Source organism: Thalassospira sp. A40-3, assembly GCF_015871485.1.
GTDB lineage: Bacteria > Pseudomonadota > Alphaproteobacteria > Rhodospirillales > Thalassospiraceae > Thalassospira > Thalassospira tepidiphila.
The window spans coordinates 3,375,526-3,401,275 of the sequence record NZ_CP065428.1; the positions used below are offsets into that span (position 1 = coordinate 3,375,526).

Annotated in this window: 25 protein-coding genes; 13 read left to right on the top strand and 12 right to left on the bottom strand. The window is 54.6% G+C overall.

Features of this window, described 5'->3' with window-relative positions; all coding sequences use genetic code 11:
• Positions 1–2: 2 nt before the first annotated feature.
• Positions 3–836 (bottom strand): prolipoprotein diacylglyceryl transferase, encoded by an 834-nt coding sequence (gene lgt, locus IT893_RS15475; protein ID WP_197145816.1) that lies wholly within the window; start codon positions 834–836, stop codon positions 3–5.
• Positions 837–950: 114 nt separating this feature from the next.
• Positions 951–1,937: an ADP-glyceromanno-heptose 6-epimerase gene (gene rfaD / locus IT893_RS15480; protein ID WP_197145818.1), complete on the bottom strand. Its 987-nt coding sequence runs from the start codon at positions 1,935–1,937 to the stop codon at positions 951–953.
• A 210-nt stretch (positions 1,938–2,147) separates the two neighbouring features.
• On the opposite strand from rfaD, the gene IT893_RS15485 reads away from it, so the two are divergent.
• From IT893_RS15485 to IT893_RS15510, 6 genes are all read left to right on the top strand, one after another.
• A complete protein-coding gene (locus IT893_RS15485; protein WP_064787372.1) occupies positions 2,148–2,474 on the top strand; it encodes an accessory factor UbiK family protein in 327 nt (108 codons plus the stop codon).
• Positions 2,475–2,720: 246 nt separating this feature from the next.
• Positions 2,721–3,227, top strand: coding sequence for a YbjN domain-containing protein (locus IT893_RS15490; RefSeq protein WP_120224348.1), 507 nt, complete (start codon positions 2,721–2,723; stop codon positions 3,225–3,227).
• A gap of 343 nt (positions 3,228–3,570) precedes the next feature.
• Positions 3,571–4,386, top strand: coding sequence for a pyrroline-5-carboxylate reductase (gene proC, locus IT893_RS15495; protein ID WP_197145820.1), 816 nt, complete (start codon positions 3,571–3,573; stop codon positions 4,384–4,386).
• A gap of 42 nt (positions 4,387–4,428) precedes the next feature.
• Positions 4,429–5,145 carry a TetR family transcriptional regulator gene (locus tag IT893_RS15500; RefSeq protein WP_197145822.1) on the top strand — a complete coding sequence of 239 codons (717 nt, stop codon included), beginning with the start codon at positions 4,429–4,431 and terminating at the stop codon, positions 5,143–5,145.
• A 197-nt stretch (positions 5,146–5,342) separates the two neighbouring features.
• Positions 5,343–5,795, top strand: coding sequence for a phasin family protein (locus IT893_RS15505; RefSeq protein WP_063088716.1), 453 nt, complete (start codon positions 5,343–5,345; stop codon positions 5,793–5,795).
• Between the two features lie 189 nt (positions 5,796–5,984).
• A complete protein-coding gene (locus IT893_RS15510) occupies positions 5,985–6,332 on the top strand; it encodes a tRNA-binding protein (RefSeq protein WP_063088715.1) in 348 nt (115 codons plus the stop codon).
• Positions 6,333–6,406: 74 nt separating this feature from the next.
• On the opposite strand, the gene IT893_RS15515 is transcribed toward IT893_RS15510, so the two are convergent.
• The 3 genes from IT893_RS15515 to IT893_RS15525 form a co-directional block, all read right to left on the bottom strand.
• On the bottom strand, positions 6,407–7,759 hold the full coding sequence (locus tag IT893_RS15515) for a PAS domain S-box protein (RefSeq protein WP_197145824.1): 1,353 nt from the start codon (positions 7,757–7,759) through the stop codon (positions 6,407–6,409).
• A gap of 224 nt (positions 7,760–7,983) precedes the next feature.
• The gene (locus IT893_RS15520) at positions 7,984–9,474 is read right to left on the bottom strand and encodes a PAS domain-containing methyl-accepting chemotaxis protein (RefSeq protein ID WP_197145826.1); all 1,491 of its coding nucleotides are present in this window, start codon (positions 9,472–9,474) and stop codon (positions 7,984–7,986) included.
• Between the two features lie 224 nt (positions 9,475–9,698).
• The gene (locus IT893_RS15525) at positions 9,699–10,475 is read right to left on the bottom strand and encodes a ferredoxin--NADP reductase (RefSeq protein ID WP_063088712.1); all 777 of its coding nucleotides are present in this window, start codon (positions 10,473–10,475) and stop codon (positions 9,699–9,701) included.
• Positions 10,476–10,907: 432 nt separating this feature from the next.
• Between IT893_RS15525 and IT893_RS15530 the strand changes: the two genes are divergently transcribed.
• Complete coding sequence (locus IT893_RS15530) at positions 10,908–11,603, top strand: nitroreductase family protein (protein ID WP_197145828.1); 696 nt, start codon at positions 10,908–10,910, stop codon at positions 11,601–11,603.
• Between the two features lie 70 nt (positions 11,604–11,673).
• On the opposite strand, the gene IT893_RS15535 is transcribed toward IT893_RS15530, so the two are convergent.
• The 3 genes from IT893_RS15535 to IT893_RS15545 form a co-directional block, all read right to left on the bottom strand.
• Complete coding sequence (locus IT893_RS15535) at positions 11,674–13,008, bottom strand: ATP-binding protein (RefSeq protein WP_252723975.1); 1,335 nt, start codon at positions 13,006–13,008, stop codon at positions 11,674–11,676.
• A gap of 45 nt (positions 13,009–13,053) precedes the next feature.
• Positions 13,054–13,782: a response regulator gene (locus IT893_RS15540; protein WP_197145830.1), complete on the bottom strand. Its 729-nt coding sequence runs from the start codon at positions 13,780–13,782 to the stop codon at positions 13,054–13,056.
• Between the two features lie 104 nt (positions 13,783–13,886).
• A complete protein-coding gene (locus tag IT893_RS15545; RefSeq protein WP_008889456.1) occupies positions 13,887–14,402 on the bottom strand; it encodes a MarR family winged helix-turn-helix transcriptional regulator in 516 nt (171 codons plus the stop codon).
• A gap of 113 nt (positions 14,403–14,515) precedes the next feature.
• On the opposite strand from IT893_RS15545, the gene IT893_RS15550 reads away from it, so the two are divergent.
• The 3 genes from IT893_RS15550 (at position 14,516) to IT893_RS15560 (ending at position 17,393) form a co-directional block, all read left to right on the top strand.
• Positions 14,516–15,412: a branched-chain amino acid aminotransferase gene (locus tag IT893_RS15550; protein WP_008889455.1), complete on the top strand. Its 897-nt coding sequence runs from the start codon at positions 14,516–14,518 to the stop codon at positions 15,410–15,412.
• Between the two features lie 182 nt (positions 15,413–15,594).
• Complete coding sequence (locus IT893_RS15555; RefSeq protein ID WP_197145832.1) at positions 15,595–16,548, top strand: hypothetical protein; 954 nt, start codon at positions 15,595–15,597, stop codon at positions 16,546–16,548.
• Between the two features lie 284 nt (positions 16,549–16,832).
• On the top strand, positions 16,833–17,393 hold the full coding sequence (locus tag IT893_RS15560) for a DJ-1/PfpI/YhbO family deglycase/protease (RefSeq protein WP_063088708.1): 561 nt from the start codon (positions 16,833–16,835) through the stop codon (positions 17,391–17,393).
• Positions 17,394–17,493: 100 nt separating this feature from the next.
• Here IT893_RS15560 and IT893_RS15565 read toward each other — a convergent pair whose 3' ends face one another.
• Both IT893_RS15565 and betC read right to left on the bottom strand, forming a co-directional pair.
• On the bottom strand, positions 17,494–19,143 hold the full coding sequence (locus IT893_RS15565; protein ID WP_197145833.1) for a BCCT family transporter: 1,650 nt from the start codon (positions 19,141–19,143) through the stop codon (positions 17,494–17,496).
• Positions 19,144–19,631: 488 nt separating this feature from the next.
• Positions 19,632–21,146, bottom strand: coding sequence for a choline-sulfatase (gene betC / locus IT893_RS15570; RefSeq protein ID WP_197145835.1), 1,515 nt, complete (start codon positions 21,144–21,146; stop codon positions 19,632–19,634).
• A gap of 245 nt (positions 21,147–21,391) precedes the next feature.
• Between betC and IT893_RS15575 the strand changes: the two genes are divergently transcribed.
• Together IT893_RS15575 and speB are read left to right on the top strand one after the other, a co-directional pair.
• Positions 21,392–22,276, top strand: coding sequence for a LysR substrate-binding domain-containing protein (locus tag IT893_RS15575; protein WP_083952676.1), 885 nt, complete (start codon positions 21,392–21,394; stop codon positions 22,274–22,276).
• A 95-nt stretch (positions 22,277–22,371) separates the two neighbouring features.
• Positions 22,372–23,322: an agmatinase gene (speB, locus tag IT893_RS15580; RefSeq protein WP_197145837.1), complete on the top strand. Its 951-nt coding sequence runs from the start codon at positions 22,372–22,374 to the stop codon at positions 23,320–23,322.
• 64 nt (positions 23,323–23,386) lie between these two features.
• Here the strand turns inward: speB and hemF are convergent, their stop codons facing one another.
• Both hemF and IT893_RS15590 read right to left on the bottom strand, forming a co-directional pair.
• Complete coding sequence (gene hemF / locus IT893_RS15585; RefSeq protein ID WP_371810702.1) at positions 23,387–24,265, bottom strand: oxygen-dependent coproporphyrinogen oxidase; 879 nt, start codon at positions 24,263–24,265, stop codon at positions 23,387–23,389.
• Between the two features lie 50 nt (positions 24,266–24,315).
• Positions 24,316–24,795: a tRNA (cytidine(34)-2'-O)-methyltransferase gene (locus IT893_RS15590; protein ID WP_008889444.1), complete on the bottom strand. Its 480-nt coding sequence runs from the start codon at positions 24,793–24,795 to the stop codon at positions 24,316–24,318.
• Positions 24,796–25,187: 392 nt separating this feature from the next.
• On the opposite strand from IT893_RS15590, the gene petA reads away from it, so the two are divergent.
• On the top strand, positions 25,188–25,739 hold the full coding sequence (gene petA / locus IT893_RS15595) for a ubiquinol-cytochrome c reductase iron-sulfur subunit (protein ID WP_008889443.1): 552 nt from the start codon (positions 25,188–25,190) through the stop codon (positions 25,737–25,739).
• The last annotated feature ends 11 nt before the right edge of the window (positions 25,740–25,750 follow it).

Sequence of the window (25,750 nt, forward strand, 5' to 3'; positions counted from 1 at the left end):
AATTACGCGTTTTCGGCTTCTTTGGGGTGAATGCGGGTTTCAATCGGTTTGGATTTCAGCGCATAGACAATGCAGCCAACACCGACCAGCACCATCGGGATAGACAGGGTCTGCCCCATGGTAATGCCCCCGGCAAGGTAACCAAGCTGCGCATCGGGCTGGCGGAAGAATTCGACGATGATCCGCGAAATGCCATAACCCGCGACAAACGTTCCGCCAAGTATCCCCGGACGGTGGCGCACGAACACCTTGCGCGACAGGATAAACAGCACAACAAACAGGATCAGACCTTCAAGCGCTGCTTCATAAAGCTGGCTTGGATGGCGTGGCTCCGGCCCGCCATTGGGGAACACAATTCCCCATGCCACATCGGTCGTGCGGCCATAAAGCTCGCCATTGATGAAATTGGCAATCCGGCCAAAGAACAGCCCAATCGGGGTGGCGACGGCTGCGGCGTCCAGCACGGCAAGGATCGAAATATTGCGCTTTCTGGCAAACAGAATGATCGCAACAATCACGCCCATGAACCCGCCATGGAACGCCATGCCGCCCTGCCAGACCTTCAGGATGTTGGCCGGGTTATCCAGATAATAATCCAGATTGTAAAACAGGATATAGCCCAACCGCCCGCCAAGGATCACGCCAAGCGTCGCCCAGAACAGCAAGTCATCAACATCGCGCTTGCTCATGATGTTGGGTGTTTTGGTGCAGTAATAGACCACATATTTCCAGCCCAGAAGCAGACCGGCAATATAAGCCAGCGCATACCAGCGAATGGCAATCGGGCCGATGGAAATCGCAATCGGGTCTATCGCCGGAAAGGCAAGGCTCAGCATCTGGAATACTCCGGATCAGCAGATTGGGTGTTTATCGGCGAGGTGTTTGCTCTGAGGTCGCAAAGGAGTGGGGCAGCATCATGGCAAACCCATCCCGAACCATGCAGGTCGCACTCAGCGGAACGGGTCCTCGGTCGCAAGATAATCCTGCACATAAGACCGCACGCCTTCTTCAAGCGATGTCATTTCCTTGCCATACCCTGCTTCGCGCAGCTTGGTCATATTGGCTTCGGTGAAATACTGGTACTTGTCGCGGATCGATTCCGGCGTCGGCACGAACTTGATATCAGGCTCCTTGCCCATGGCGCTAAACACTGCCAGTGCCAGATCCTTGAAACTGCGCGCCTTGCCGGTGCCGATATTGAAAAGATCGCTGACCTGCGGATTGTCATAAAGCCACATGATGATATCGACCACATCACCGACCCAGACGAAGTCACGCAACTGGCCGCCATCTTCATAATCGGGATGATGCGATTTAAACAGGGTCGCGGTTTCGCCGTTTGAAAGCTTGTCAAACAGCTGCGACACCACGGACCGCATGCCGCCCTTATGATATTCGTTCGGGCCATAGACGTTAAAGAACTTAAGCCCTGCCCACTGTTTCGGCCGGAAACCGTTCTGATCGAGAATACGGCGGAACCGGCGATCGGTGGCATGCTTGGACCAGCCATAGGCATTGAGCGGTGCCAGTTTCGCCAGATCGGCGTCATCAAAGCTGTCATCAAAGCCCTGCTTGCCATCGCCGTACGTTGCCGCCGACGATGCATAAATCAGGCGCGATGAGTGGCGCGAACACCATTCCCACAGCCAGGCCGTCAGTTTTAGGTTGTTGACAACAATCTTGTCGGCATCGGTTTCCGTGGTCGCGGAAATCGCGCCCATATGGAAAATCGCCTCGACATTGCCTGCATGCTCTTCAAGGAAATGCGGCAGTTCATCGGGATGAACAATGTCACGCAGGTTCCGCTTGGCGATGTTTTTCCATTTGATGCCATCGCGCAGGCGATCAACGACGACAATGTCGGTTTCGCCACGCTCTTCAAGGGCAGCAACAATATTGGAACCGATAAACCCGGCACCACCAGTGACGATAAGCATTGCATTCTCCTGACGGGGCCGCCCTGCCCCGATGGGCCAAGGCGACTGATCACGTTTGTCGACACTTTATAAGACCGCCCCTGATCTGGAGCAAGAAAAGCCATGCAAAATAACGATATCGTCACGTCCGCTTCATGACGTGCGGCTTGCCCTGAGCCGATGATGCGCCATATTATGCCCAACAACAGTTTAAAAAAGCCGGAGACCACCATGCAGATCAACAACCGCATTCTCGATGACCTGACCCGTGTCACCAATTCCGCATTGGGCACCATGACCGGTGTCAAAGGCGAAGTAGATGCCATGATCCGCCAGCAGTTTGAAAAGATCCTGCTTAATATGGATCTGGTCACCCGCGAGGAATATGACGTCGTGCACGATGTTGCTGTTCGTGCTGCTGAACGCATTGACGCGCTCGAAGCCAAGATTGCCGATCTTGAAAAGCGCCTTGATGCAGCTGAGCCCGCCAAGAAACCGGCCGCCAAACGCAGCACCACCAAGGCTGCCCCCAAAACGGCGGCAAAAAAAGACGCCTGATCGGGGCAACCATCCCCATATAATTCCCATATATGCGAAATGACGCGGGCGTTTTACGCGCCTGCGCCAACATTTGCTGTCACAAGCAGGGCCGCTTGACGGTCGATCAGATAGACCGGGTAAACAGGCCGGGTGACAATGATCCGAATATTCATTGCTGTCCTGCGCGCAGCAGCGGTTGAAACAAAGCGTTCACCGGCATATAGTGCGCGCCCTTTCGCACATGCTTGAACAGGCTGGGTATTAATGAACGACCAAATGGAAGATATCGGCGACATCGGCGATGAAAACCCGCTGATCCTGGTCGAGGATATCGCCCGCACCAACCAGTGGCATCTGGAACGCCGCAGCTCGGACGAGATTGTGGTCGAAATTCCGGCCCACTGGTGCACCTATCTGGTCTATTTCACCTGGCGTGAAGATGCCGAGGCACTTCATATCGCGTGCTGCTTTGATCTGTTCGTGCCCGAACCGCTGCGCCCGCGCATCTACGAACTGGTTGCCAAATGTAACGAGCAACTCTGGATCGGGCATTTCGGTCTGTGGCTTGAAGAAAACATGCCGCTGTTCCGCCATACCCTGCTGTTTGGCGGCGATGTTCCGCCGATGGTCGAACAGTTTGAAGAGCTGATCGATATCGCGCTTTCGGAATGCGAACGTTTCTTCCCGGCGTTTAACTTTGTCCTCGGTCAGGGCAAAACCCCGGACGAAGCCCTGATGCACGCGATGCTCGAACCGGCCGGGCAGGCCTGATCACATCAGCCCATCCAACCTGCCAAGGACGGCCTCATCGCCGTCCTTTGTCATTTTCGGCTGATTTTTTTTGGGGCCTTTGCCGCCAGACGCCAATTCAACACAAAACCGGCAAACCGGCTTTCCCGGCCGCCTTTCACAACAGAAAATTCCTTAAAAGCCGCACCTTGCCCACCAAAGTATCCTTATCAAGGCTAATCGCCTGCAAACACAGGCTGTTTTCACGTCCCTCTTGCCCTCTGCGCTGACTTGACCCACCTTGAGAAGATCGCTACGGCATTGCATCATGTGCGTTGATCCCCCACGATCAACCAAACCCGATGGATAAAGCGGAGCAGAATTTATGAATACGCGTCTTTTGCTGGTTGGCTGTGGCAAGATGGGCAGTGCCATGCTCGAAGGCTGGCTGGCCAGCGGGCTTGATGCCGCCAATGTCTTTATCGTTGAACAGACCGAAACGGCTGAAAAGCTCGAAGCGCAATACGGCATCAATGGCGTTCCTGATGTTGATCACATCCGCGAAGACTTCATTCCGCAGGTTGTCTTGTTTGCCGTCAAGCCACAGGTCCTGCCCGATCTGATCGACGCCTATAAACCGCTGGTGCGCGCCGAAACTGTCTTTTTGTCCGTCGCCGCAGGCAAAACCATCGACTTCTTCACAAGCCACCTTGGCGAACATGCCCGCATCGTGCGTGCCATGCCCAACACACCGGCTGCCGTTTCGCGCGGTATGACCGTGATGTGCCCGACCGAAAACGTCAGCATCGCCCAGCGCGACATGTGCCAGACCCTGCTTGAAGCCGTCGGCATGGTCTCCTGGATCGAGGATGAAGGCCTGATGGATGCCGTCACCGGCCTGTCGGGCAGTGGTCCTGCCTATATCTTCCATCTGGTCGAAGCCATGGCGCAGGCGGGCGAGGCTGCCGGCCTTCCGGCCGATCAGGCGATGACCCTTGCCCGCCAGACCGTGGTGGGTGCGGGCTTCCTGCTTGATGCCAGCGAAGAAAGTGCCGCCACCCTGCGTGAGAATGTCACAAGCCCCGGCGGTACGACAGCGGCCGCACTCAACGTTCTGATGGATCCGAAAACCGGCCTACCCGATTTGATGACACGCGCGGTCGCCGCCGCCCGTGACCGGTCCAAGGAACTGGCAGGCTAATACCCGCCTACGCCCGAAGACACCCAACCCAAGGAGAACATCATGCCACCCAAAAAGGATATCCCCAATCTCCTGATCGATGCGGCCCTGAAGCTGGCCGCAGAAAAGGACTGGCATGATGTCACTCTGCTTGATATCGCAACCGAAGCCGGCGTTTCGGTTGCCGAATGTTACGACCATTGCCGCAGCAAGGGCGATCTTCTGCGTCGCTTTGTCAAACGCGTTGACCGCGAAGTTTTGGCCGATATCGACTCTGAGGATTTCAACGAACCCGGTCATGACCGCCTGATCGCGGTGATCATGGCGCGGTTTGATATTCTCTCTGATTACCGCCCGGCCCTGCGTTCGATCATCAATGCCGGGGGCGACCTTGGCCCGGCCGACGGGCTGCGGGCGATCAAGACCCATTTTGGCGCCATGCGCTGGATGCTCGAGGCCGCCGGTTTTCAAACAGCCGGCCTGCATGGCAGCATGCGGGTTGCGGGCTTGACGGCGGTTTACGCCAAGACCTTCAAACACTGGCTTGATGATGACAGCACCGATTTTGGCCCGACCATGGCCTACCTTGATCGCGAACTTTCCAAGGCCGCCAATTGGGACCGTCAGGTTGAAAAGGGTCTTGGCAAAGCATCATCGATTTGTGGTAAAATCAGGAAACGGTGCCGGAATTTTTCGATCAAAAAATCACCGTCCCCGGGCGATAACAGCCCTGCCGATGCACCATCAGATCAGGCGACGTCAACCACGGCCAACAGCTAATTCCCTGATCTGAAACGCAAAAACCAGCTATATACCCAAGGTTATGATTTTGACACAAAACAATAACCTATAAGTTTTTGTGCAGTGCAAAATAATCCTTGACGACAGGCGATCATTCCGGCATATTGCAGTTGAATTTGTGCGGCGCACAATAGCGCCTCATTGCATATCTGTCGCAAACTAATGGAGTGCAAACCATGACCGCCGCAAAAAAGGCAACCAATCCGTTCTTTGATCTCGACTTCACCAAATACACTGCGGATTTCAAAGTTCCGGGTGTAGACGTGAACGAAATGATGGCTTTCCAGCGTAAAAACGTGGAAGCCCTCACCAAAGCCAACAAGGTGGCCTTCGACGGTTTCCAGGCTGTCGCTCAGCGCCAGAGCGAGATCTTCAAAACGCTGCTGGATAAAGTTCAGACCCAGGGCAAAGATTTCGCTGCTACTTCCGCTGACGACCCGATGGCTTCGGCTGCAAAACAGACCGAAGCTGCAAAAACGGCTTACGAAGAAGCCCTTGCAAATGCCAAGGAACTGTCAGGTCTGGTAACCAAGTCACAGGAAGAAGCGCTTGCTCTTCTGCAGACTCGCTTTACCGAATCCCTTGACGAATTCAAAGCTGCTATCGAAAAGACCGCAGCTTCGAAATAACAGCTTTGGCTGTTAAATTCCCGTAATCTACTTGATGGCAGGGCCTTATGGTCCTGCCATTTTTCTTTTGTGGTCCCGTCCGCAATCACGCGTTTTTGCTCAAACTCCGGAATTCATATCGCATTGATGGTTTGGGCTTATCAGTCTCGGCTGATCTCACTAAGCTGCCTTCATAACAAGGAGACAGCTATGAGCACCGAAATCAGTTTTGATGATTTCCTGAAGGTCGACATTCGGGTCGGCACCGTGATCGACGCACAGGAATTTCCCGAGGCCCGCCGCCCAGCCCTTAAGCTCTGGGTCGATTTCGGGCCCGAGATCGGGACAAAGAAAACATCGGCACAGATAACCAAGCACTACACACCCGAAAAGCTGATCGGCCGTCAGGTTGCCGGTGTGGTCAATTTCCCCAAAAAACAGGTCGGTCCCTTCATGTCGGAATTCCTCTGCCTTGGTTTTCCTGACGGGGATGACGACAAGGGTATTGTCCTGATTCGTCCGGATCAGGATGTGCCAAACGGGTCGCGCCTGTTCTAACCACAAAAGAAAAGGACGGATATCGTCATTGCGATACCCGCCCTTTTCCCGCTCGTGCCACGCTCCCGGCAGGGTTAGCGTGCCAAAATGCCTGATGCTTCACGCGTTCGACCAACGATCAGGGGAATATCTTCTGAGGCCTTGATCATGTCGTTGAACGAACGCTGGGATGTCTCAAGGGAAGTCTGTACGCCGCGCATCTCGCTGCTGACCTGATGGGTGATTTCAGCTTGCTGTGAAACAGCCAGCGACACCACCGCCACCCGACTGAGCATCGCCTTAAGATCCCCCCGGACAGCTGTCGAAACACGTGCCGTTTCACCGACGCATTTTTCCAAAACGTTGATCTGCTCAATAATGGCGGGATCATCACGTGCGCAGTCGCGCAACACATCAAGTGCCTTTTCAATCGATGCAATGGCCCCGTCACTTTCAATTGCATGATCGAATGCGTGATCGGCAACCGATCGCAGCTCGGTCATGCGTTGGGCTGTTTCATCCACACTGCTGACAAGCCGCCCGGCAACCATCGCACTGACTTCCAGATGCGCATGCGCCCGACGCCATGACGCAGCGATATCCTCGTAACGCTGGTCAATCTTGCCAACGGTCTGATCAATTTCGTCGAAACCGGCTTCAAGTGTCGATTTCAAATTGGCCAGTGACGTGACCTGTTCGGTAATATCGGTGGCAAGTTTGACGATCTTGCAAACTTTCCCGTCGGCGCCGTAAACCGGGCTATAGCTTGCTTCAAACCAGACCTCGCGACCGTCCTTGCCAAAACGCTTGAACTGGCAGGCCCGGTTCCTTCCCTTTGCCAGCGTCCGCCAGAATGTACGGTACTCGGCACTCGCGGCATATTCGGGATCAACAAACATGCTGTGATGTTTGCCTGCCACTTCCGACAGGCTGTAACCCATGGCGACGAGGAAATTGTAATTGGCTGTCAGGATGTTGCCCTTGGTGTCGAACTCAATCACGGCCTGGCTATGTTCAATCGCGTCCACTTTGCCTTGCAGATCGGCCAAACTGTCATGACGCTCGGTAACCTCAACGCCAAGCCGGACAATGCGGATGACCTTGCCATTGCGATCCTTCACCGGACCGACGGTTTCTTCAACCCACTTGCGCTCCCCGGTCTTTGTGATCCATGGCAAGATGACACTTTTGGATTTACCGGCCCGCAAATCAACCCAGCACAGACCATACTCGGCCGCCTCGACCACATCGTCCGACAAAAACATCGAATGGTGACGGCCGAGAACCTCTTTTTCGTCATATCCGGTCAATGCAATGAAATTGTCATTTACACGGATGACATTGCCCGTCAGGTCCAGCTCCGCAACAGAAAACGACGCGTCAATCATGCCGAAAACGTCATCGAACTCATCAGCGGGTTCAACAGTTATGGATGTCAGTGAATTCATGGACAACTCCGGCATATCGCAACTACGCTAAACGGGTTCATTTGATGTGCCGACTATCGCCTGACCATGCCTGATACGATATCCCCATTTGGGGAGGGTTAATATACATCAGTATATATATTGGTATAATTTTTATAGCAAGGCACTAACGTATAAAAAGGGGCAGAATGCAAAAGCATCCTGCCTCTTCTGTTCAAATGGTCTGAGCTTTGGGCTTGAGGCTCTTAGCGCGCAAGCACCAGTGCTGCCTCTCGGGTGCGCCCGACACTGCCCGATACGATCGAGGATGCATCACGAATAAAGTTCACGCTGCTCGCGAACTGCTCAACAGAGTTCGCCATGCTTTGCATGTTGCTTGAAACCTGCTGGGTCACAGCACTCTGTTCCTCGACGGCCGAGGAAATCGTGGTGACATTGTTCAACACGTCTTCAACTTCCGTCCGAATTGACCCCAGTACGCCGGCGACTTCGCCAGCGATGTTCTGGACACCTTCGATCTCGCCAGTAATCTGTTCGGTGGCCTTGGCAACCTGATTGGCCAGGTTTTTGACTTCATTGGCGACAACCGCAAAGCCTTTGCCTGCTTCGCCAGCACGGGCGGATTCAATCGTCGCGTTGAGTGCCAGCAAATTGATTTGCCCTGCAATACCCTGAATGACATCAATGATGCTGCTCATCGCCGTAACGACTTCGCTCATTTTTTCAGTTGATGCACCTGCGGCAATGGATTTTTCAAACACCTGATCTGTTGATGCGCGCGCCTCTGCCATACTGCGAGAGATTTCCGCAATAGATGCAGCAAGCTCTTCAGCCGCCGCAGCAACTGTTTGCACATTCGAAGATGTTTCTTCACAGCTTGAATGCGCAACCGTGGAACGCTGTTCCAGCTCACCCAGGCTCTGGTCAATTTCGCCAAAGTTGCTGTCGATCATCTGCTTCAGGTCGGTCAGAAGTTTGACCTGTTCTGTGATGTCACTGGCATATTTCACGACCTTATAGGGCACTCCATTGGCATCAAAGATCGGGTTATAGGATGCCTCGATCCAGATTTCCTTGCCACCCTTGGCAAACCTTTTGAATTGCTGGGAGGTAAAGTTACCTTTGGCGAGTTCACGCCAGAAATCGACGTATTCACGGCTATTGGCATAATCAGGATCAACAAACATGCGATGATGTTTACCGACAATTTCTGATAGCTGATAGCCCATCGCGTTCAGGAAGTTGTCATTGGCATCAAGGATATTGCCATTCAGATCGAACTCGATCACAGCCTGGCTGCGATTAATCGCATTCACCTTGCCCTCGAAATCGGCCAATGCTTCCTGACGCTTGGTGATGTCAGATGCAAATTTCACAATCTTGGTAACATTGCCCTTGCTGTCGCGCACCGGGTTATAGGTTGCCTCAATCCACACCCTTTTTCCGGTTTTGGTAATGCGCGGAAACGCTGCACTCTTGAACACACCTTTGCGCAGATCAGACCAGAAAGCGTCGTAATCCGGACTTTTGCGGATTTCCTCTGGCACGAATACCGCATGCTGCTTGCCCACGATCTCTGAAAGCTCATAGCCCATGACATCAAGAAAGTTCTTGTTCGCATGCAGGACTTTCCCCTGCAGATCGAATTCGATCACTGCAAGTGATTTGTCGAGTGCATCCAAAGTCATGGCAGCACTCTGGGAACCGGAACGTTTGAAAATATTGAGAAAGCCCATTTTTGTCTCCATTGACACCGCACCAGGACATTGAACAAGTTTCCAAACCTGACGCTTCATGAGCTCAAATTACGCGACTGCGAAAATTCCAAACATCCCCATTTGGGGAGGCATATATACCTACGTATACAACCAAGTATAAATCCCGGATTTCGCCAAAACAAAAAAGGCAGCACCCGACGGATGCTGCCTTCTGATCTCGCGGCCAAAATGTGGCCAGCTACTTATTTCTCGACGAACGCCTTTTCGATGACGAAGTGGCCCGGTTCGTTCATGTTGCCTTCCTTGCCACCCCACTCAAGAAGCATCTTGCGGGTGTCGGCAATCATCTGCGGGTTGCCACACAGCATGAAACGGTCGTTTTCAAGTGTCGGCTTTTCCAGACCAAGGTCATCATAAAGCTTGCCCGATTCCATCAGTTCGGTGATACGGCCCTGATGCTTGAACTCTTCACGGGTCACGGTCGGATAATACAGAAGCTTGTTCTGAACATCTTCGCCGAAGAATTCGTTGTTCGGCAGTTCGCTGTGAATGAATTCCTGATAGGCCAGCTCGCGGACTTCGCGGCAACCATGCACAAGGATCACCTTCTCATAGCGCTCATAGGTCTCGTAATCGCGGATCACGCTCATGAACGGTGCGAGGCCCGTACCGGTCGACAACAGCCACAGGTTCTTGCCCGGCAAAAGGTTGTCATGGATCAGGGTTCCGGTCGGCTTGCGCCCAACCAGGATCTTGTCGCCAACCTTGATGTGCTGCAAACGTGATGTCAGCGGACCGTTCGGCACCTTGATCGAGAAGAATTCAAGTTCTTCATCATAATTCGCACTGACCATCGAATAGGCGCGCAAAAGCGGCTTACCATCAACTTCGAGGCCGATCATGGCGAACTGACCATTGATGAATCGGAAGCCCGGATCACGGGTGGTCTTGAACGTGAAGAGAGTGTCAGTCCAGTGGTGGACATAGGTGACGGTTTCTTCGTTTAAATTGCTGGCCATAACGCTACATCAATCCGTTTCGTCTGTCTGAGTGTGGAACCGTGGCGGGAAACACGGAGTATATATCCCGGCACGCATTCCATGCCAAGTTGCCGCGATTTAACATCAATCAATCGTATATCGCAAGCAAACAATCAAAATTTATTGTCATTTTGTGTGAATTACATAATTTTATGTATATTTAGTGTGAAATACCCTTTTGCGAACCGCCCGCCCCCGGGACAAGTTGGTTTCACGCCAATTGCTTCTGTACGATTTGATAAGCCCGCCTGTCACTTGATGCAATGACACATCGCAATGAATGCGGGCGAAGTTGGTGCGTAATTGCTCGTCTCTCACGTCTGTGTGTCTATTGGCGTTTGGCCTTGTCGCACAGACCAACGCTTCATAAGATCAGGCTATATCCATAAACAAAAACAATCAGGAAGCGCCATGCCGTCGAACAAGCCTCTGACCACAGATTTCATTCCCATTCCACTGCCCGACTACCGCGAATATGACGTGGAAGAAATGCGCACCCGCGCGCAAGAATTTTACGACGACATCAAAACCCGCCATACCGTCCGCGATTTCTCTGACCGCCCCGTGCCACGCGACATTATTGAAACCTGCATCCGTGCTGCGGGCACCGCACCAAACGGGGCCAACCATCAGCCGTGGCATTTCTCTGTGATCGGCGATCCGGCGATGAAACGCAAAATCCGTCTGGCGGCAGAGGAAGAAGAACGCGCTTTTTATGAAGGCCGTGCTGGCGAAGAATGGCTCGATGCCCTCAAACCGCTGGGCACAGATGACGCCAAACCGTTTCTGGAAACCGCCCCGTGGCTGATCTGCATTTTTGGTGAACGCAAAAGCACGTCGGCCGACGGCAAACTTCGCAAAAACTATTACGTGCCGGAATCGGTTTCGATCGCCACAGGCTTCCTGATTGCCGCCCTGCACCGCGCTGGCCTTGCCACCCTGACCCATACACCAAACCCGATGAGCTTCCTGACCGATATCTGCGGCCGCCCGGACCATAACAAGCCCTACATCCTGCTGGTCACAGGCTACCCGGCGGCGGACGCCACCATCCCGGCCCACGCGACCGAGAAAAAGGACCTCTCGGAAATCGCGACCTTCTTTTGATCACCCGCACCGCTCAAACAAAAAGCCCCGCCGTTCAATGGCGGGGCTTTTGCAATTCAATGCTCAGAACTTAATGCCCGATCGGCAGAACCAACCGCACGCGAAGCCCACCGCCCGGCGCATCTTCAAGCAAGACCTCGCCACCGTGACCACGTGCGGAATCACGCGCGATGGTCATGCCAAGCCCGACGCCGCCGGTCGCCTGATTGCGCGACTCTTCAAGACGGTAAAACGGCTTGAACACCTCTTCGCGTTTGTCGGCCGGAATGCCGGGACCATCATCGTCAAAGACAATCTCGTAATCCTGCCCCCGGCGCCCCGCACGCACTGACAGGTTTGTCGCATACCGCCCGGCATTGGACATGATGTTTGCAATACAACGTTTCATCGATTGCGGACGCAGCTCCATCTCCAGGCTGTCTTCGATGTGAAGATCAATCTGCTGCCCGTCACGCAATGCCTCGCCAACCTGATCGGTCAGAAGCTTGCCAATATCGGTCAGAACCGCCTTTTCGCCCTCTTCGCCGCGCGCAAACGCCAGATAGGCATCGACCATGCGCTCCATATCGATGACATCCTGTTTCAGGGCATCAACACCGGGCGAACTTTGCTGCATGGCCAGTTCAAGCTTCATGCGGGTTAGTGGCGTGCGCAAGTCATGCGACACCCCGGCAAGCAAGGCCGTTCGTTGCGACAAATGTCGCCCGATGCGATCGCGCATCGACATAAAGGATGTCGCCGCCATACGCACCTCGGCGGCGCCTTCGGGCTTGAAGTTATCAACATCAACACCGCGCCCGAACTGATCGGCGGCCTTTGCCAGACGTCGGATCGGACGCACCTGATTGCGCATGAAGATCACCGCCACCCCATAGAGGATCAGGGCAGACCCTGCGATCCACATAAAGAAGATATAGGTGGTCGAGTTGTACAGGCGCTTGCGCGGGGCGATGATCGACATCACCCCGTCTTTCAACTGTACGCGGATTTCAAGTTTGCGGTCATCAAGATCAAGATCAAAGAAGAACGGTCGCTGCAAACGCTCCGACAGGGCGACATACAGTTCCTCGGACACGAAACCGAGTGGTGGTTCGGTAATCTGGCGCTCAAGGATGGCATCAGGCTCGAAAAACAGATCAAGCTCCATCCGTGCGCGTGCCGTGCTCTGAATCCACTCGTAATGCTCCGGATCAGGATACTGGCCCAGATAGTCGATCACGAAAACAACATCCCCGGCAAGCCCCCGGCTCAGTTGCCGGGCAACCGTGTCCCAGTGCCGTTCAAAGAAGATCAGCACCGTAACAATCTGCAAAAGCAGCATCGGCGTCATCAGGATCAGAAGCGACCGGCCCAAAAGCCCCGTCGGCATCAATGACTTGATCCGTCCGTTCTGTTCGCTACCCACGCTGCTTATCCCTGTCCGTTTTCATGGTCGCTCATTTTGCGTTCCTCAATCCGTATACAGGACATAGCCCTGACCACGTACTGTCTGCAAGTATCTTGGTTGCTTGGGGTCTTCTTCGAATTTGCGCCTAAGGCGGGTGACCTGCACATCAATGCTACGCGACGCCGCGGGATCAATGGCATTGCCGCTGATCATGCCCTGAAGTTGCTCGCGCGATGTGGTCTGACCGCGGCGTTTGACAAGCGCTGCCAGCAAGGCCTGCTCAGCCGTCGTCAGATAGATATGCTCATCGCCACGTTGCAGGATCATGCGTGTCATATCAAACCGGAACGCGCCAAAGGATGCCGTATTGTCAGATGGGTCTGGCGATCCTGAGTTTTCCGGTTCGGGCAGCTCGCCATAGCGACGCAGGATTGCCTCGATGCGAAGCACCAGTTCGCGCGGCTCAAACGGCTTGGCCAGATAATCATCCACGCCGGCTTCAAGCCCGGCAATGCGGTCTTCGGTCTCCGACAGTGCGGTAAGCAGAAGGATCGGAACCTTTGATCCGGCGTCCCGCAGGCTGCGCGCCAGATCAACACCCTTTTCGCCAGGCATCAGAACGTCAAGAACGATCAGATCAAACTGTAATCCCGACAGGCTGGCACGCGCATTCGCCGCATCTCGTGCGGCAGATACGTTAAAGCCGTTCTCGCCCAGATAGCGGGTAAGAAGGTCACGCAAACGGTCATCATCATCGACCACAAGTACATGTGGCTGATCAGCACCGGTCATCGGATTTCCCTGGGTTCAGGATCGCTGGAGAACAATTTGGCTGCAAAGTCTTTCAAAAGCGTAAGCATGACGACGTCAAAATTATGACAGATCTCACACCCGCCTCACCCGGCACGGCGGCGCAGGCCACCGGGACCATCATCCTCGAACCGTTTGCGGTCCTTTTCATCCATCATGCCCATCATGACCTTGCGGAACCCCTCGACCGATTCTGCCCCGGCCTCGCGATAGGCCGCCGCAATCAGGGCACGTTGCTGTTCGGTCAGCTCGCGTTCAAGCGCCTCGCCCTTTTCAGTCAGGGTCAGCAAACGCTGGCGCCGGTCCTGCACACCGGTCTTTTGTTCGATGAAGCCTTCACGCACTAACTGGCCCAGCACGCGCGACAAGGACTGCTTGGTGATCTTGAGAATCGACAACAGGTCACTGACCGTAATACCGGGGTTGCGGCTGACGAAATAGATGACCCGATGGTGGGCGCGACCAAAATTATATTGCGCAAGCATCTGATCCGCGACTTCAGTGAAATCACGGTAGGCATAGAACAGCAATTCAATGCCTTGTCTAAGCTCTTCTTCCCTCAGGAAAAGAGGGTTGACCTTGCGTGTAGAGATATCTGCCATGCTTATCCGTTATGTCAGTTATATTGACACATTAATCTATGAATGTTACCCCGACCAGACAAATAAGGACATAAAGTTACGTCCAGGAACGTTCTTGAAATGGAATTTGGCAAATGACAGCTCCGACCTTTGATAACCGTGATGGTTATATCTGGTATAATGGTGAACTTAAACCATGGCGTGAAAGCACTTTGCATGTGCTCAGCCACGCTGTCCATTACGGGAGTGCGGTTTTTGAGGGCGAACGTTCCTATAACGGCAAGGTTTTCAAGCTGGCCGAGCATGGTGAACGCCTGATCAAGTCCGGCGAAATCCTGGACATGAAAATCCCCTATAGTGCTGCCGAACTCGATGACGCTGTCATCGAAACGCTGGCGGCCAACGACATTACCGATGGCTATATCCGTCGTATTGCCTGGCGCGGCAGCGAGATGATGGGCGTTTCGGCCCAGACCACGCGCATCAATGTCGCCATCGCCTGCTGGGAATGGCCGAGCTACTTCAAGCCCGAAGAACGCCTAAAGGGCATTCGCCTTGATCTGTCGAAATGGGCCCGCCCGGCACCGAATACCGCGCCAACCAATGCCAAGGCGGCCGGTCTTTACATGATCTGCACCTTGTCCAAGCACGAGGCAGAACGCAAAGGCTATGCCGATGCCCTGATGCTTGATTACCGCGGTCAGGTTGCGGAGGCGACCGGTGCCAACGTGTTCTTTATCAAGGACGGTCAGATCCATACGCCGAAGCCTGATTGCTTCCTGGATGGCATTACGCGGCGCACTGTCATTGGACTGGCCAAGGCGCGCGGCTATGAGGTGATTGAACGCGCGATTATGCCAGAGGAAATGGAAGGCTTTGAAGAATGCTTCCTGACTGGCACCGCAGCCGAGGTCACGCCGGTTGCGGAAATCGGGCAATATACCTTCACCCCGGGTCAGGTCTGCAAGACCATGATGGAAGACTATATGGCGCTGGTGCGCGGTGAAAATACGGCTGTTGCCGCTGAATGATTTTTTTGAATAATCAGATCGATTATTCACATTTTTTGAAAAACACCCCGGATGTTTCACACCGGGGTGTTTTTTATTGATTTTGTCACATGACAAAATTTTACCCGGCAAAGGATGTAATCGGGTGTGCGCGTCCTCACATTGTGGCAATCACCACCAAAACATCGTGACCGGACCACCGCATGAGCCCCCAGACTGGTGCCAACAGGCCAGCAGACACAACCAGAACCGGCATTCTTGTTGCCCTGATTGCTATGCTTTGCTCATTCGCTGATTTTGGCAGCTACAGTGCAAACGCCACAGAAACCATCGACATCCGCTTTCCGGTGCGTGAAAGCGAGTTTGATACGGTTTTTTCCTGCCAGAATGACAACAATCCGGACTGCCGGTCCTGCCTTGCCAATCGCCCCGACAGTGCGTCGCTGGTGATGTATTCCATCTTGCAGGAAGCGCTGAATGCCGGGGGGCTTGCCGCCCGGGTACAGATCGTGCCATCGCCCAATTCCGAACGCAGCCGCAAGATGGTCAGCGAAGGCTTTGCCGATATCAAATCGGACTGGGATTTTAATATCGATGCGGATCCTGATGTCTTGAAATCGCTGCCGATCCTGCGCCGAGGCGAGGTGGAGAAAGGTATTTACGTCAGTCAGGACACCTTCGCACTTAGCAGTGATACGCCGGTTTCCGATGTGCATCACATGAGTGCGGTATCCATTCGCACCTGGCGACTGGATTGGGAAGTGCTTGAAAGTCTGGCCCCTGCAAGCCTGACCAATGCGGCGACCAAGCAGCAGATCTATGCGCTGATCAATGCCGGTCGGGCCGACTTTACCTTGCTGGAATTTTCAAGCGGACCCGGCATGGTGCGCAGCAGTGACGGGATACGGTTATACCCGATGCCCGGCGTCAAGGTGATCCTGCCCGCCAGCCAGCATTTCATGATTTCACGTCATCTGCCAGATGCCGAAAAGATCGTTGCGGCGCTCAATACCGGGATCGATGCCCTACACGCCAATGGGTTCATCCACCAATGTCTGGTCAATAGCGGGATCATCAATGAACAGGTCGAGAGTTGGCAGATCCTGAACCCGACAGAAGACCAGATCGCGCACCAGAAAACCGTCCCGTCAAACTGAGCTTCCCCCGCCCGGCCGTAAACACGCCGTATTCCTTAAAGTATGAGGATTAGAAGTCGGCTGTTTTTCAGACGGATACGCGGGATTGCCGCCCTTTGCCCCGCCGCCAGACAGACCACTGAGAAGGCGGGATATAAATCCTCATACAATTTAAAAGCGCGTCAGAGGCAATTCGGTGTTTCACATCACCTCTGCAGCCGTGCCACAAAATGATCACATTGAAATCCGGAACGAGAGCAGGTCGCAGCCGTTGGCAAGGTGTCACCAATGAAAGGAGCGACATTATGCCTGCGATTGATACCGCAAAGATTCTGATTCTTGCCACCGATGGCTATGAACGGTCTGAACTGCGTGTTCCGCTTGAAAAATTGTCAAACCACGGGGCCGACGTCAAAATCGCATCGCCCAAATCTGATCCGATCAAGAGCTGGGATAAAAGCGATTGGGGCGACACGGTCGATGTCGATGTCGAAGTCAAAGATGTCGATATCAAAGACTATGACGCGCTGGTCATCCCCGGCGGGCAGATCAACCCGGACCTGCTGCGCAATGACGAAGCGTCTGTCAGTCTGGTGCGCGAGTTTGTCGCATCGGGCAAACCGGTTGCCGCCATTTGCCATGGCCCGTGGCTTCTGATCGAGGCCGGAGCACTGCGTGATCGTCATGCAACGTCATTTGCATCAATCAAGACCGATATGCTCAATGCCGGTGCGCTGTGGCGCGACGAGGCTGTGGTCTGCGAAGACGGCATTGTGACGTCGCGTTCACCGCAGGACCTTGATGCCTTTGTCAGCAAAATCGTCGAGGAAGTCAGCGAAGGCACGCACCACCAGCGCGCGGCATAAGACCGACCAAGATGGTCTAAACACCCTCAAAGCAACGGACGGATGGCCTGTGCCATCCGTCCGTTTTGTGTTTGTGTGTCACCGTACCAATTTGGCGTTGTTATTCAGCGTGCCGTGGTGCGGTGATCGACGGCCCCGGGTGAACATCGGGGAGTTCGGTTTCGTCGACATAGGCATTGGGCAGGTTGTGTTCTGCCTCATGCTCGGTCTCGTACCATTGCTTGTAGCGATAGAGCACAAGGGAATCGCGCCCAAGGCCACGCAACAAGCCATACATCATCACGAGTATCACGGCCGCAAACGGGAAGCCCGCCACCACGGCCGCGGCTTGCAGGGCCGATAGCCCGCCTGCGATCAGAAGGACCGCGGCAATCACGCCTTCGGTCGTGGCCCAGAACAGGCGCTGAATACGGGGCGGATCGGCATCACCACCGGCGGTCAGCATGTCGATCACAAACGAGCCACTGTCAGACGAGGTCACAAACCAGATGACGATCATGACGATGACAACGGTGGTAACAAATTTGGTCAACGGCATGAATTCAAGCAGCTTGAAGATCGCACTGCCGTAACTGGCCTTGGTGGCCTCGATCAAACCGGGATTGCCGATCATTTCCATATGGATCGCAGCCCCGCCAAAGGCGGTAAACCAGAAGAACAGGATAACGACCGGAATGAACAACACGCCAAGGGTGAATTCACGCACCGTACGACCCCGCGAAATGCGGGCGATAAAGATGCCGACAAACGGCGACCACGACACCCACCAGGCCCAATAGAAGATCGTCCAGCCGGCCTGCCAGTTGCTGTCGGTGTAGGCTTCGCTCCAGAAACTGATGACGACCAGATTGCTGATATAGTTGCCGACGTTTTCAACAAAGCTGTCGAAGACGAAAAGCGTCGGGCCGAAGATCAGAACAAAGCCGAGCAACACAAAGCTGAGCTGAATGTTGAGGTTACTGATGCGTTTGATGCCGCCATCAAGACCTGCCATGACCGAAATGGTCGCAAACACGGTGATGATGGCAATCAATACGATCTGAACCGGCAGCGTATCGGGAATGCCAAACAGCGAATTCAGACCGGAACTGATTTGCATGACGCCAAGACCAAGGGTCGTGATAATGCCAAACATGGTGCCAAACACGGCCAGAATATCGACCACGTGGCCCCAGGTGCCATAAATCCGTTCGCCAATGATCGGATACAGTGCCGAGCGGATCGAAAGCGGCAGGCCCTTGCGATAATGGAAATAGGCAAGCGACAGGCCAACGATGCAATAAAGCGCCCAGCCATGGATGCCCCAATGCAGGAACGAAATCATCATCGCCTGTTCGGCGGCCTCGATGGTTTCGGGTTCGGCCGTGGGGGGTGCGAAATAGTGATAAAGCGGTTCGGCCACGCCCCAATAGAGCAAGCCAATGCCGATACCGGCACTAAACAGCATCGCCGTCCATGAAAACAGACCATATTCGGGCTTGTCAGTCTGACGTCCCAAACGCACTCGCCCATAGGGGCCGATGGCAAGATAAAGACTGACCACCACGGCCAGATTGGCAACGATGATCAGGAACCAGCCAAAATAGTTTGCGATGGCGGCCTGTGCGGCGGTGAAAAGCGCGCCCGCGGTTTCCGTAAACACCGCCCCGAATATGATGAACCCGACGATCAGGATTGCCGAGACGGAAAAGACCGGCTTGCTGACCCGCGGGAAGGGCCCGAGTGGCCCCACCTTCATTTTGTCGTCCATGATTACCTCACTGTTTCGGGTACCCAACTTTTCGTTGTTTATGCCCCCCGATCAGCGCCGGGGGTCTCCCGGACGATAGGGTCAGGACCTACTAATCTGGTCTGACTGGTTCACCGGATTTGTGCGGATACGCGAAGCAAAACCACAGGAAGATATTTATCTTTCAAGGCTTTGCGACAAAGTAGCCCGTGCAAATCCGGTTAATCCGAAGGACAGACGTTATATTTGCAAACTCCGGCGTCAAAACCCTTGGCCGGGATACCAGCCCGACCGGCGGGCTTTTCCTTGGATTTCACAAATATAACGTCTGCCATTCAAACCAGATTAGTAGGTCCTGACCCTAATGATCAAATATGCTGTCCGTACCCGAGCCGGACAGCAAGGCGGCTTTGATTAGGCACTCCAGGTCTTCCTTTCTTCAGCTCTTGCTACACAAGAGTTGAGGCAGCGCCGGCCCGCCGTCCCACATGGCTGGCCGACGCTGCTTCTTACTCCCCTCGCGGGAAGCGCTGTTTGTCTTCGAGTTCGTTCAGGTCCATATGATTGCGCATATAGCGTTCGGATGCCTTTTGCAGCGGCTGGTAATCCCACGGGAAGTAGGAGCCGTTGCGCAGCGCCTCATAGACGATCCAGCGACGTGCCTGACTTTCGCGGACCGCAGAATCAAATGCCTCCAGATCCCATCGCGCAGCCCGCTGGGCACGAAATGCTTCAAGCTGGTCGGCGCACGCCGGATCGGTTGCAAGGTTGGTGAGTTCCTTGGGATCGGCTTCAAGGTCAAACAGCTGTTCGGGATCAAGCGTGCAATAGGTGTATTTCCATTTGCCTTCGCGGATACAGACCAGCGGGGCATAGGACCCCTCGGCGGCATATTCCATCAGGACAGGTTCGGTGCGTGCCTTGCCCGCCAGCATGCCACACAGCGACATGCCATCGGTCCAAGGTGCTACTTCATCCATCGAAATGCCGGCAAGATCGGCCACGGTCGGGGTGACATCAAGGCTTGAGACCGGATCGGTATAAAGGCCCGGTGTGATGTTTGGCCCGGCCATCATCAGCGGCACACGCGCCGAGCCTTCAAAGAAGCTCATTTTGAACCACAGACCGCGTTCGCCCAGTATATCGCCATGGTCAGAGACAAAGATGATGATGGTGTTATCGAGCTGACGGGTGGTTTCAAGCACCTCCATGATCTGCCCGACCTTGTCATCGATATAGGAGATGTTGGCGAAATAGGCCTGACGGGACCGTCTGACATCTTCCTTTTTGATGTCAAAGGCGGTGTAGTCACTGGCCTTCATCAGACGCTGGGAATGCGGGTCCTGATCATCGAAATCAAACGGTGCGACTTCGGGTTCGAGTTCCGGGCAATCTTCATACAGATCCCAGAATTTCTTGCGCGCGACATAGGGGTCATGGGGATGGGTGAAGCTGACCGTCAGGCACCACGGGCGTTCATCATGGCCGCGCGACAGGTCATAAATCTTGTGCGTCGCGTTATAGGCAACCTCGTCATCATATTCCATCTGGTTGGAAATCTCAGCCACACCGGCACCGGTGACAGAGCCAAGGTTATGATACCACCAGTCAATGCGCTCGCCGGGTTTGCGATAATCCGGGGTCCAGCCGAAATCGGCCGGATAGATGTCAGTGGTCAGGCGTTCTTCAAAACCATGCAGCTGATCGGGGCCAACGAAATGCATCTTGCCCGACAGGCAGGTGTAATATCCTGCGCGGCGCAAGTGATGAGCATAGGTCGGAATGTCTGATGAAAATTCGGCGGCGTTGTCATAGACCCGGGTGCGATTGGGCAACTGACCGGCCATAAAGGATGCACGTCCCGGCGCACAAAGCGGGGAGCCTGTATAGCAATTGCGGAAACGCGCCGAGCGCTCAGCAAGCTTGCGCAAATGCGGCGTATGGAGGAAATCCGCAGGACCATCGGGAAACAGGGTCCCGTTCAGCTGGTCGGCCATCAGGATCAGGATATTCGGGGACGTCATTTATCATGCACTCCTTCACAGGGTGCAATCCGCCGATCACCGAGATGGCAGCATTGACGACAAAAGCACCCCTGGGTCGTTTGGTGCGAGACAAAGCAAGCGCAAAACTGCCCCTTTTCGGGTGTCTTTTATCGGGTCTTGTCGTTAATCCGCTTGACCTTGATCGCGTGACAGACATTAAATCCATAAATCAACTTTCAAAGAAACCCGGTGTTTTTTAATCACTTCCATAAAGAATTTTTATAATGCAAAGACCCCTCGACATTGGCTGGCTGAGAATTTTTGAGGCAGTCGGGCGGCTTGGCAGCCTGACACGGGCTGCCAATGAGCTGGGCTTGAGCCAGCCTGCGGTGACCTATCAGATCAAGCGGGTCGAGGATCAGCTGGGTGTGTCGCTGCTGCATCGGTCCCAAGGCGGCAGTCGATTGACAGATGCGGGCGAAATCCTGTTTGAGGCGGTGAAAACCAGTGTCGAGAGCATCGACAAGGCAGCGCGCGATACACGACGCACCACACAGGATCATGCGGTGCGGATCTTTACCGATTTCGGCTTTGCCGCCTTCTGGCTGATGCCACGCGTGACCGATTTCCGCCGCCTGCATCCCGAGGCCGAAGTCCATATCATCGCATCCCAGGGTCTTGATGATGCGATGGCGCGCGAAACCGATGCCGCCATGCTGTTCGGGGCGGCGGATGATTTCCCCGATACCGCACAGCTTCTGATCCCGGAAAGGGTGGTGCCGGTTTGCACACCGGGCTTTCTTGAACGCTATGGTCCGTTTGACGATCCGGCCAAGTTTGCCCGTGCCCCGCTTTTGCATCTGGAAGTCGCCGGCAAGTCACGCTGGCTGACATGGGAAAGCTGGCTTGCCGATCACGGAATTACCCGCAAACCGGCCCAAGGTGATCTGGGGCTTAATACCTATGGCTTTGTCATTCAGGCTGCCCTTGCCGAACAGGGTGTGGCACTTGGCTGGCGGGGATTGGTAGACCATCACCTTGAACAGGGCAGCCTCGTTGCCATTGGACGCGAAGTGGCGCGCGCCGATCGCGGATACTGGGTGGTGCCGGGTGCGTCAGTCAGCACTACCACCACCACGCTGCTTGATTGGCTGATCAACGAGACGTGATTGCCGCCAAGCACCTGAATTGTTTTGCTGTATCACAGGCGGTCCGTCCCCTAGAGTAGTGGTTTGCGCGCACCACTTTCGACAGGGGATTTTTCATGTCTGAGCATGGCTATAACAGCGGGCGGTTAAACCTGCCCTTTGTGGGGATTTCGACCTTTTCCAAAAGCCCCTATGTCGAAAACTGGGATGCGATTGACGCCGATGTTGCCATTCTTGGTGCGCCGTTTGATTTCGGCACCCAGTGGCGATCCGGTGCGCGGTTTGGGCCGCGTGGCATTCGCGAGGCATCGACACTTTTTGCCTTTGGCCATGCCGGGGCCTATGACCATGAAGATGACGTGACCTATCTTGAAGGGATTCGGATGGTCGATATTGGCGATGCCGATATCATTCACACCGACACGATCAACAGCCACGCCAATATCGAGTTTGGCGTCCGCAAGATTTTGGCCGCCGGTGCCCTGCCCGTGGTTCTGGGCGGCGATCATTCAATCAACATTCCCTGCATCAATGCCTTTTCCGAACAGGAACCGGTGCATGTGGTGCAGTTTGATGCCCATCTGGATTTCGTTGATGAGCGCCACGGGGTGCGCAATGGCCATGGCAACCCGATGCGCAGGGCAATTGAAAAGCCGTGGGTCACGGGCATGACCCAACTTGGCATTCGCAATGTGTCCTCCACCGCCAAGGAAGGATACGATTATGCTCGCGCGCAGGGATCAGACATCCTGTCCGTGCGCCAAGTCCGCAAGCTTGGTGTCGAGGGTGTGCTGGAACGCATCCCGGCCGGGAAGCGATACTACCTGACGATTGATATTGACGGGTTTGATCCGTCGATTGCGCCGGGTACCGGCACGCCAAGCCACGGCGGGTTCCTGTATTATGACGTGCTGGAAATCATCGCAGGCCTTGCCAAGCGCGGCGATATCGTTGGCATTGATCTGGTCGAAGTCGCGCCGGATTACGACCACACCGGGACAACCGCCATTCTGGCCGCCCAGATATTGCTTAATACCATCGGGCGGATTTTTGCTGCGCGGAAGTAGTGGTTAGCCCGAAGAGCCCGCTGGGCGAGATCCCCCGCCTTCGTGGGGATGACGGTGTAAGGCGTTATGGCCAGTTGGCTTCGGGCGGGAGCGACATCAGGATGGCTTCGGTGTTGCCGCCGGTCATCAGGCCAAAGCGCGTGCCACGGTCATGGAGCAGGTTGAACTCGACATAGCGGCCGCGCTTGATCAGTTGGGCGCGGCGTTCGTCATCGGTCCAGGATTGGTTGTAGTGGCGTTTGACGAGTTCCGGATAGATATCGCGGAAAGCACGCCCGACATCCTGGGTAAAGGCGAAATCGGCATCCCAGTTGGCATCAAGATAATCATAGAAAATCCCGCCAACCCCGCGCGGTTCGTTACGGTGGGGCAGCCAGAAATATTCATCGCACCACTTTTTGAAACGGTCGTAATAGTCATCACCATGGGCATCGCAGGCAGATTTAAGCGCGCCATGGAAATCAGCGGTATCTTTTTCCTGCGGGAAGACCGGGGTCAGATCGGCCCCACCGCCAAACCATGCCTTGGTAGTGACGATGTGGCGGGTGTTCATGTGCACGGCCGGAACATGGGGCGAGCAAGGATGGGCGACCAGTGAAATGCCCGCGGCCCAGAAGTTGGGGTTTTCATCGGCACCGGGGATTTCCTTGCGGAATTTTTCGGAAAATTCGCCATGCACGACCGAGATATTGACCCCGACCTTTTCAAACACCCGGCCCTTCATGACCGACATTTCGCCGCCGCCTTCGTTTTCACCGCGTTCCCATACGGTGCGTTCAAAACGCCCCGGTGCACGATCAGAAAGCGGTCCTTCGTAGCTGTCCTCTAGCGCCTCGTAACTGGCGCAAATGTCATCACGCAATTGGCGGAACCAGTCCCGGGCGATCTGTTTGCGTTTGGCAATCACGGCATCGTCGACCTTATGGTCGGTGCTGGTTTTCATTGCCTGTTTTGCAGCAATTTTTGCGTCCGTCATTGCGTTACTCACTTGGTTCATTCACTCGGTCGGCTTGCAGGAAAGCCATCGGTCTGTCGGAGCGCTTCGCCCAATGTCATTGCGGTTGCCATGGCGACATTCAGCGAGCGCATTTGCGGCTTCATGGGAATGACGACGCGGGCATCGACATAGTCATGGACGCTATCGGGTACCCCTTTGCTTTCGGATCCCAGCATCAGGATATCATCGGCGCGAAATTCAAAATCGCAATAGGGTTCGGCCCCCTTGGTCGTCAGCAACACCAGACGCCCCGGCACCGTGCCGTCCTGGCGGGCTTCGACAAAGGCGCGCCAGTCAGCATGGCGTATATAATCGGCCTTTTCGAGATAATCCATCCCGGCGCGCTTAAGCGCACCGGACGTCAGAAGAAAGCCGCACGGTTCGATGATATCGACCGGCAGGCCAAAACAGGCCGCCATGCGCAGGATGGTGCCGGTGTTTTGCGGGATGTCGGGTTCGAATAAACAAATTCTCATGGCTTCTTTTAGAATCGTTGGTGAACAAATGTCGAATCAGTTCATCAGCGACATATAATTACCCGTTAACGCCGCTATTAGACTTTTTTGGAATATGAAGAACTAAAGCCACAAGTCCTTGGCGCACAAAGGGCGCGATACCCGCAATTACGCTATGTTTTACCGAATTGTGCAGCGCAAAACCCAATGATCTTGTTGAATGCAAACAATTTGCAACTCCAAGTTCTCCTTAACAAACCGAATTTTTGTTAGTATACGGACCGTCAAACAGGCCTAAGGGCTTTGAGCGGCAAGATTGTTTGATTTTCATCAATGGAATGTAAACATGAATGCCCTAAGTCTTGGTTTGGCATTCCGCATGCCTGTTTTGGGGGCAGAAAGAGGGATTAATTATGTCGCAAACGGTGCATTCCTCCGGCGAACACCAGCCGGACGAGAACCGCAGGGATTTCCTGACCTTGGCGACCACAGCAGTTGGCGCCGTTGGCGTTGGTTGCGCGTTGTTGCCGTTCGTGGACAGCATGAACCCGTCCAAGGACGTTCTCGCACTTGCCTCGGTTGAGGTTAATCTGGCCAACATCCCGGTTGGTCAGGCAATTAAGGTCATGTGGCGAGGCAAACCTGTCTTCATCCGCCATCGTACCGAACGCGAAATCAATGAGGCCGAAGACGTCGCATTGAACGAACTCGTCGATCCGCAGACCGACGATGCGCGTGTCGAAAAGAAAGAGTGGCTGGTCGTCGTCGGCGTCTGCACCCATCTGGGCTGCATTCCGATGGGCACCGCCACAGGCGAAACCCGTGGTGATTATGATGGCTGGTACTGCCCATGCCATGGCTCGCACTATGATACGTCGGGCCGTATCCGCCGCGGCCCCGCGCCGTTGAACCTTGTCGTTCCGGAATATGAATTCCTGACCGACACGTCGGTCCGGATCGGGTAAGGAGCAGGTTT

What these genes read in the sequence shown, in the direction of transcription:
- proC (WP_197145820.1), top strand. Translation starts at nt 3,571, where the DNA reads ATGAATACGCGTCTTTTGCTGGTTGGCTGTGGCAAGATGGGCAGTGCC.
- IT893_RS15545 (WP_008889456.1), bottom strand. Translation starts at nt 14,402, where the DNA reads ATGGCAGATATCTCTACACGCAAGGTCAACCCTCTTTTCCTGAGGGAA.
- betC (WP_197145835.1), bottom strand. Translation starts at nt 21,146, where the DNA reads ATGACGTCCCCGAATATCCTGATCCTGATGGCCGACCAGCTGAACGGG.
- IT893_RS15550 (WP_008889455.1), top strand. Translation starts at nt 14,516, where the DNA reads ATGACAGCTCCGACCTTTGATAACCGTGATGGTTATATCTGGTATAAT.
- IT893_RS15575 (WP_083952676.1), top strand. Translation starts at nt 21,392, where the DNA reads ATGCAAAGACCCCTCGACATTGGCTGGCTGAGAATTTTTGAGGCAGTC.
- IT893_RS15510 (WP_063088715.1), top strand. Translation starts at nt 5,985, where the DNA reads ATGAGCACCGAAATCAGTTTTGATGATTTCCTGAAGGTCGACATTCGG.
- IT893_RS15505 (WP_063088716.1), top strand. Translation starts at nt 5,343, where the DNA reads ATGACCGCCGCAAAAAAGGCAACCAATCCGTTCTTTGATCTCGACTTC.
- IT893_RS15560 (WP_063088708.1), top strand. Translation starts at nt 16,833, where the DNA reads ATGCCTGCGATTGATACCGCAAAGATTCTGATTCTTGCCACCGATGGC.
- IT893_RS15565 (WP_197145833.1), bottom strand. Translation starts at nt 19,143, where the DNA reads ATGGACGACAAAATGAAGGTGGGGCCACTCGGGCCCTTCCCGCGGGTC.
- petA (WP_008889443.1), top strand. Translation starts at nt 25,188, where the DNA reads ATGTCGCAAACGGTGCATTCCTCCGGCGAACACCAGCCGGACGAGAAC.
- IT893_RS15590 (WP_008889444.1), bottom strand. Translation starts at nt 24,795, where the DNA reads ATGAGAATTTGTTTATTCGAACCCGACATCCCGCAAAACACCGGCACC.
- IT893_RS15530 (WP_197145828.1), top strand. Translation starts at nt 10,908, where the DNA reads ATGCCGTCGAACAAGCCTCTGACCACAGATTTCATTCCCATTCCACTG.
- IT893_RS15500 (WP_197145822.1), top strand. Translation starts at nt 4,429, where the DNA reads ATGCCACCCAAAAAGGATATCCCCAATCTCCTGATCGATGCGGCCCTG.
- speB (WP_197145837.1), top strand. Translation starts at nt 22,372, where the DNA reads ATGTCTGAGCATGGCTATAACAGCGGGCGGTTAAACCTGCCCTTTGTG.
- IT893_RS15520 (WP_197145826.1), bottom strand. Translation starts at nt 9,474, where the DNA reads ATGGGCTTTCTCAATATTTTCAAACGTTCCGGTTCCCAGAGTGCTGCC.
- IT893_RS15555 (WP_197145832.1), top strand. Translation starts at nt 15,595, where the DNA reads ATGAGCCCCCAGACTGGTGCCAACAGGCCAGCAGACACAACCAGAACC.
- IT893_RS15515 (WP_197145824.1), bottom strand. Translation starts at nt 7,759, where the DNA reads ATGAATTCACTGACATCCATAACTGTTGAACCCGCTGATGAGTTCGAT.
- lgt (WP_197145816.1), bottom strand. Translation starts at nt 836, where the DNA reads ATGCTGAGCCTTGCCTTTCCGGCGATAGACCCGATTGCGATTTCCATC.
- hemF (WP_371810702.1), bottom strand. Translation starts at nt 24,265, where the DNA reads ATGAAAACCAGCACCGACCATAAGGTCGACGATGCCGTGATTGCCAAA.
- IT893_RS15540 (WP_197145830.1), bottom strand. Translation starts at nt 13,782, where the DNA reads ATGACCGGTGCTGATCAGCCACATGTACTTGTGGTCGATGATGATGAC.
- IT893_RS15525 (WP_063088712.1), bottom strand. Translation starts at nt 10,475, where the DNA reads ATGGCCAGCAATTTAAACGAAGAAACCGTCACCTATGTCCACCACTGG.
- rfaD (WP_197145818.1), bottom strand. Translation starts at nt 1,937, where the DNA reads ATGCTTATCGTCACTGGTGGTGCCGGGTTTATCGGTTCCAATATTGTT.
- IT893_RS15485 (WP_064787372.1), top strand. Translation starts at nt 2,148, where the DNA reads ATGCAGATCAACAACCGCATTCTCGATGACCTGACCCGTGTCACCAAT.
- IT893_RS15490 (WP_120224348.1), top strand. Translation starts at nt 2,721, where the DNA reads ATGAACGACCAAATGGAAGATATCGGCGACATCGGCGATGAAAACCCG.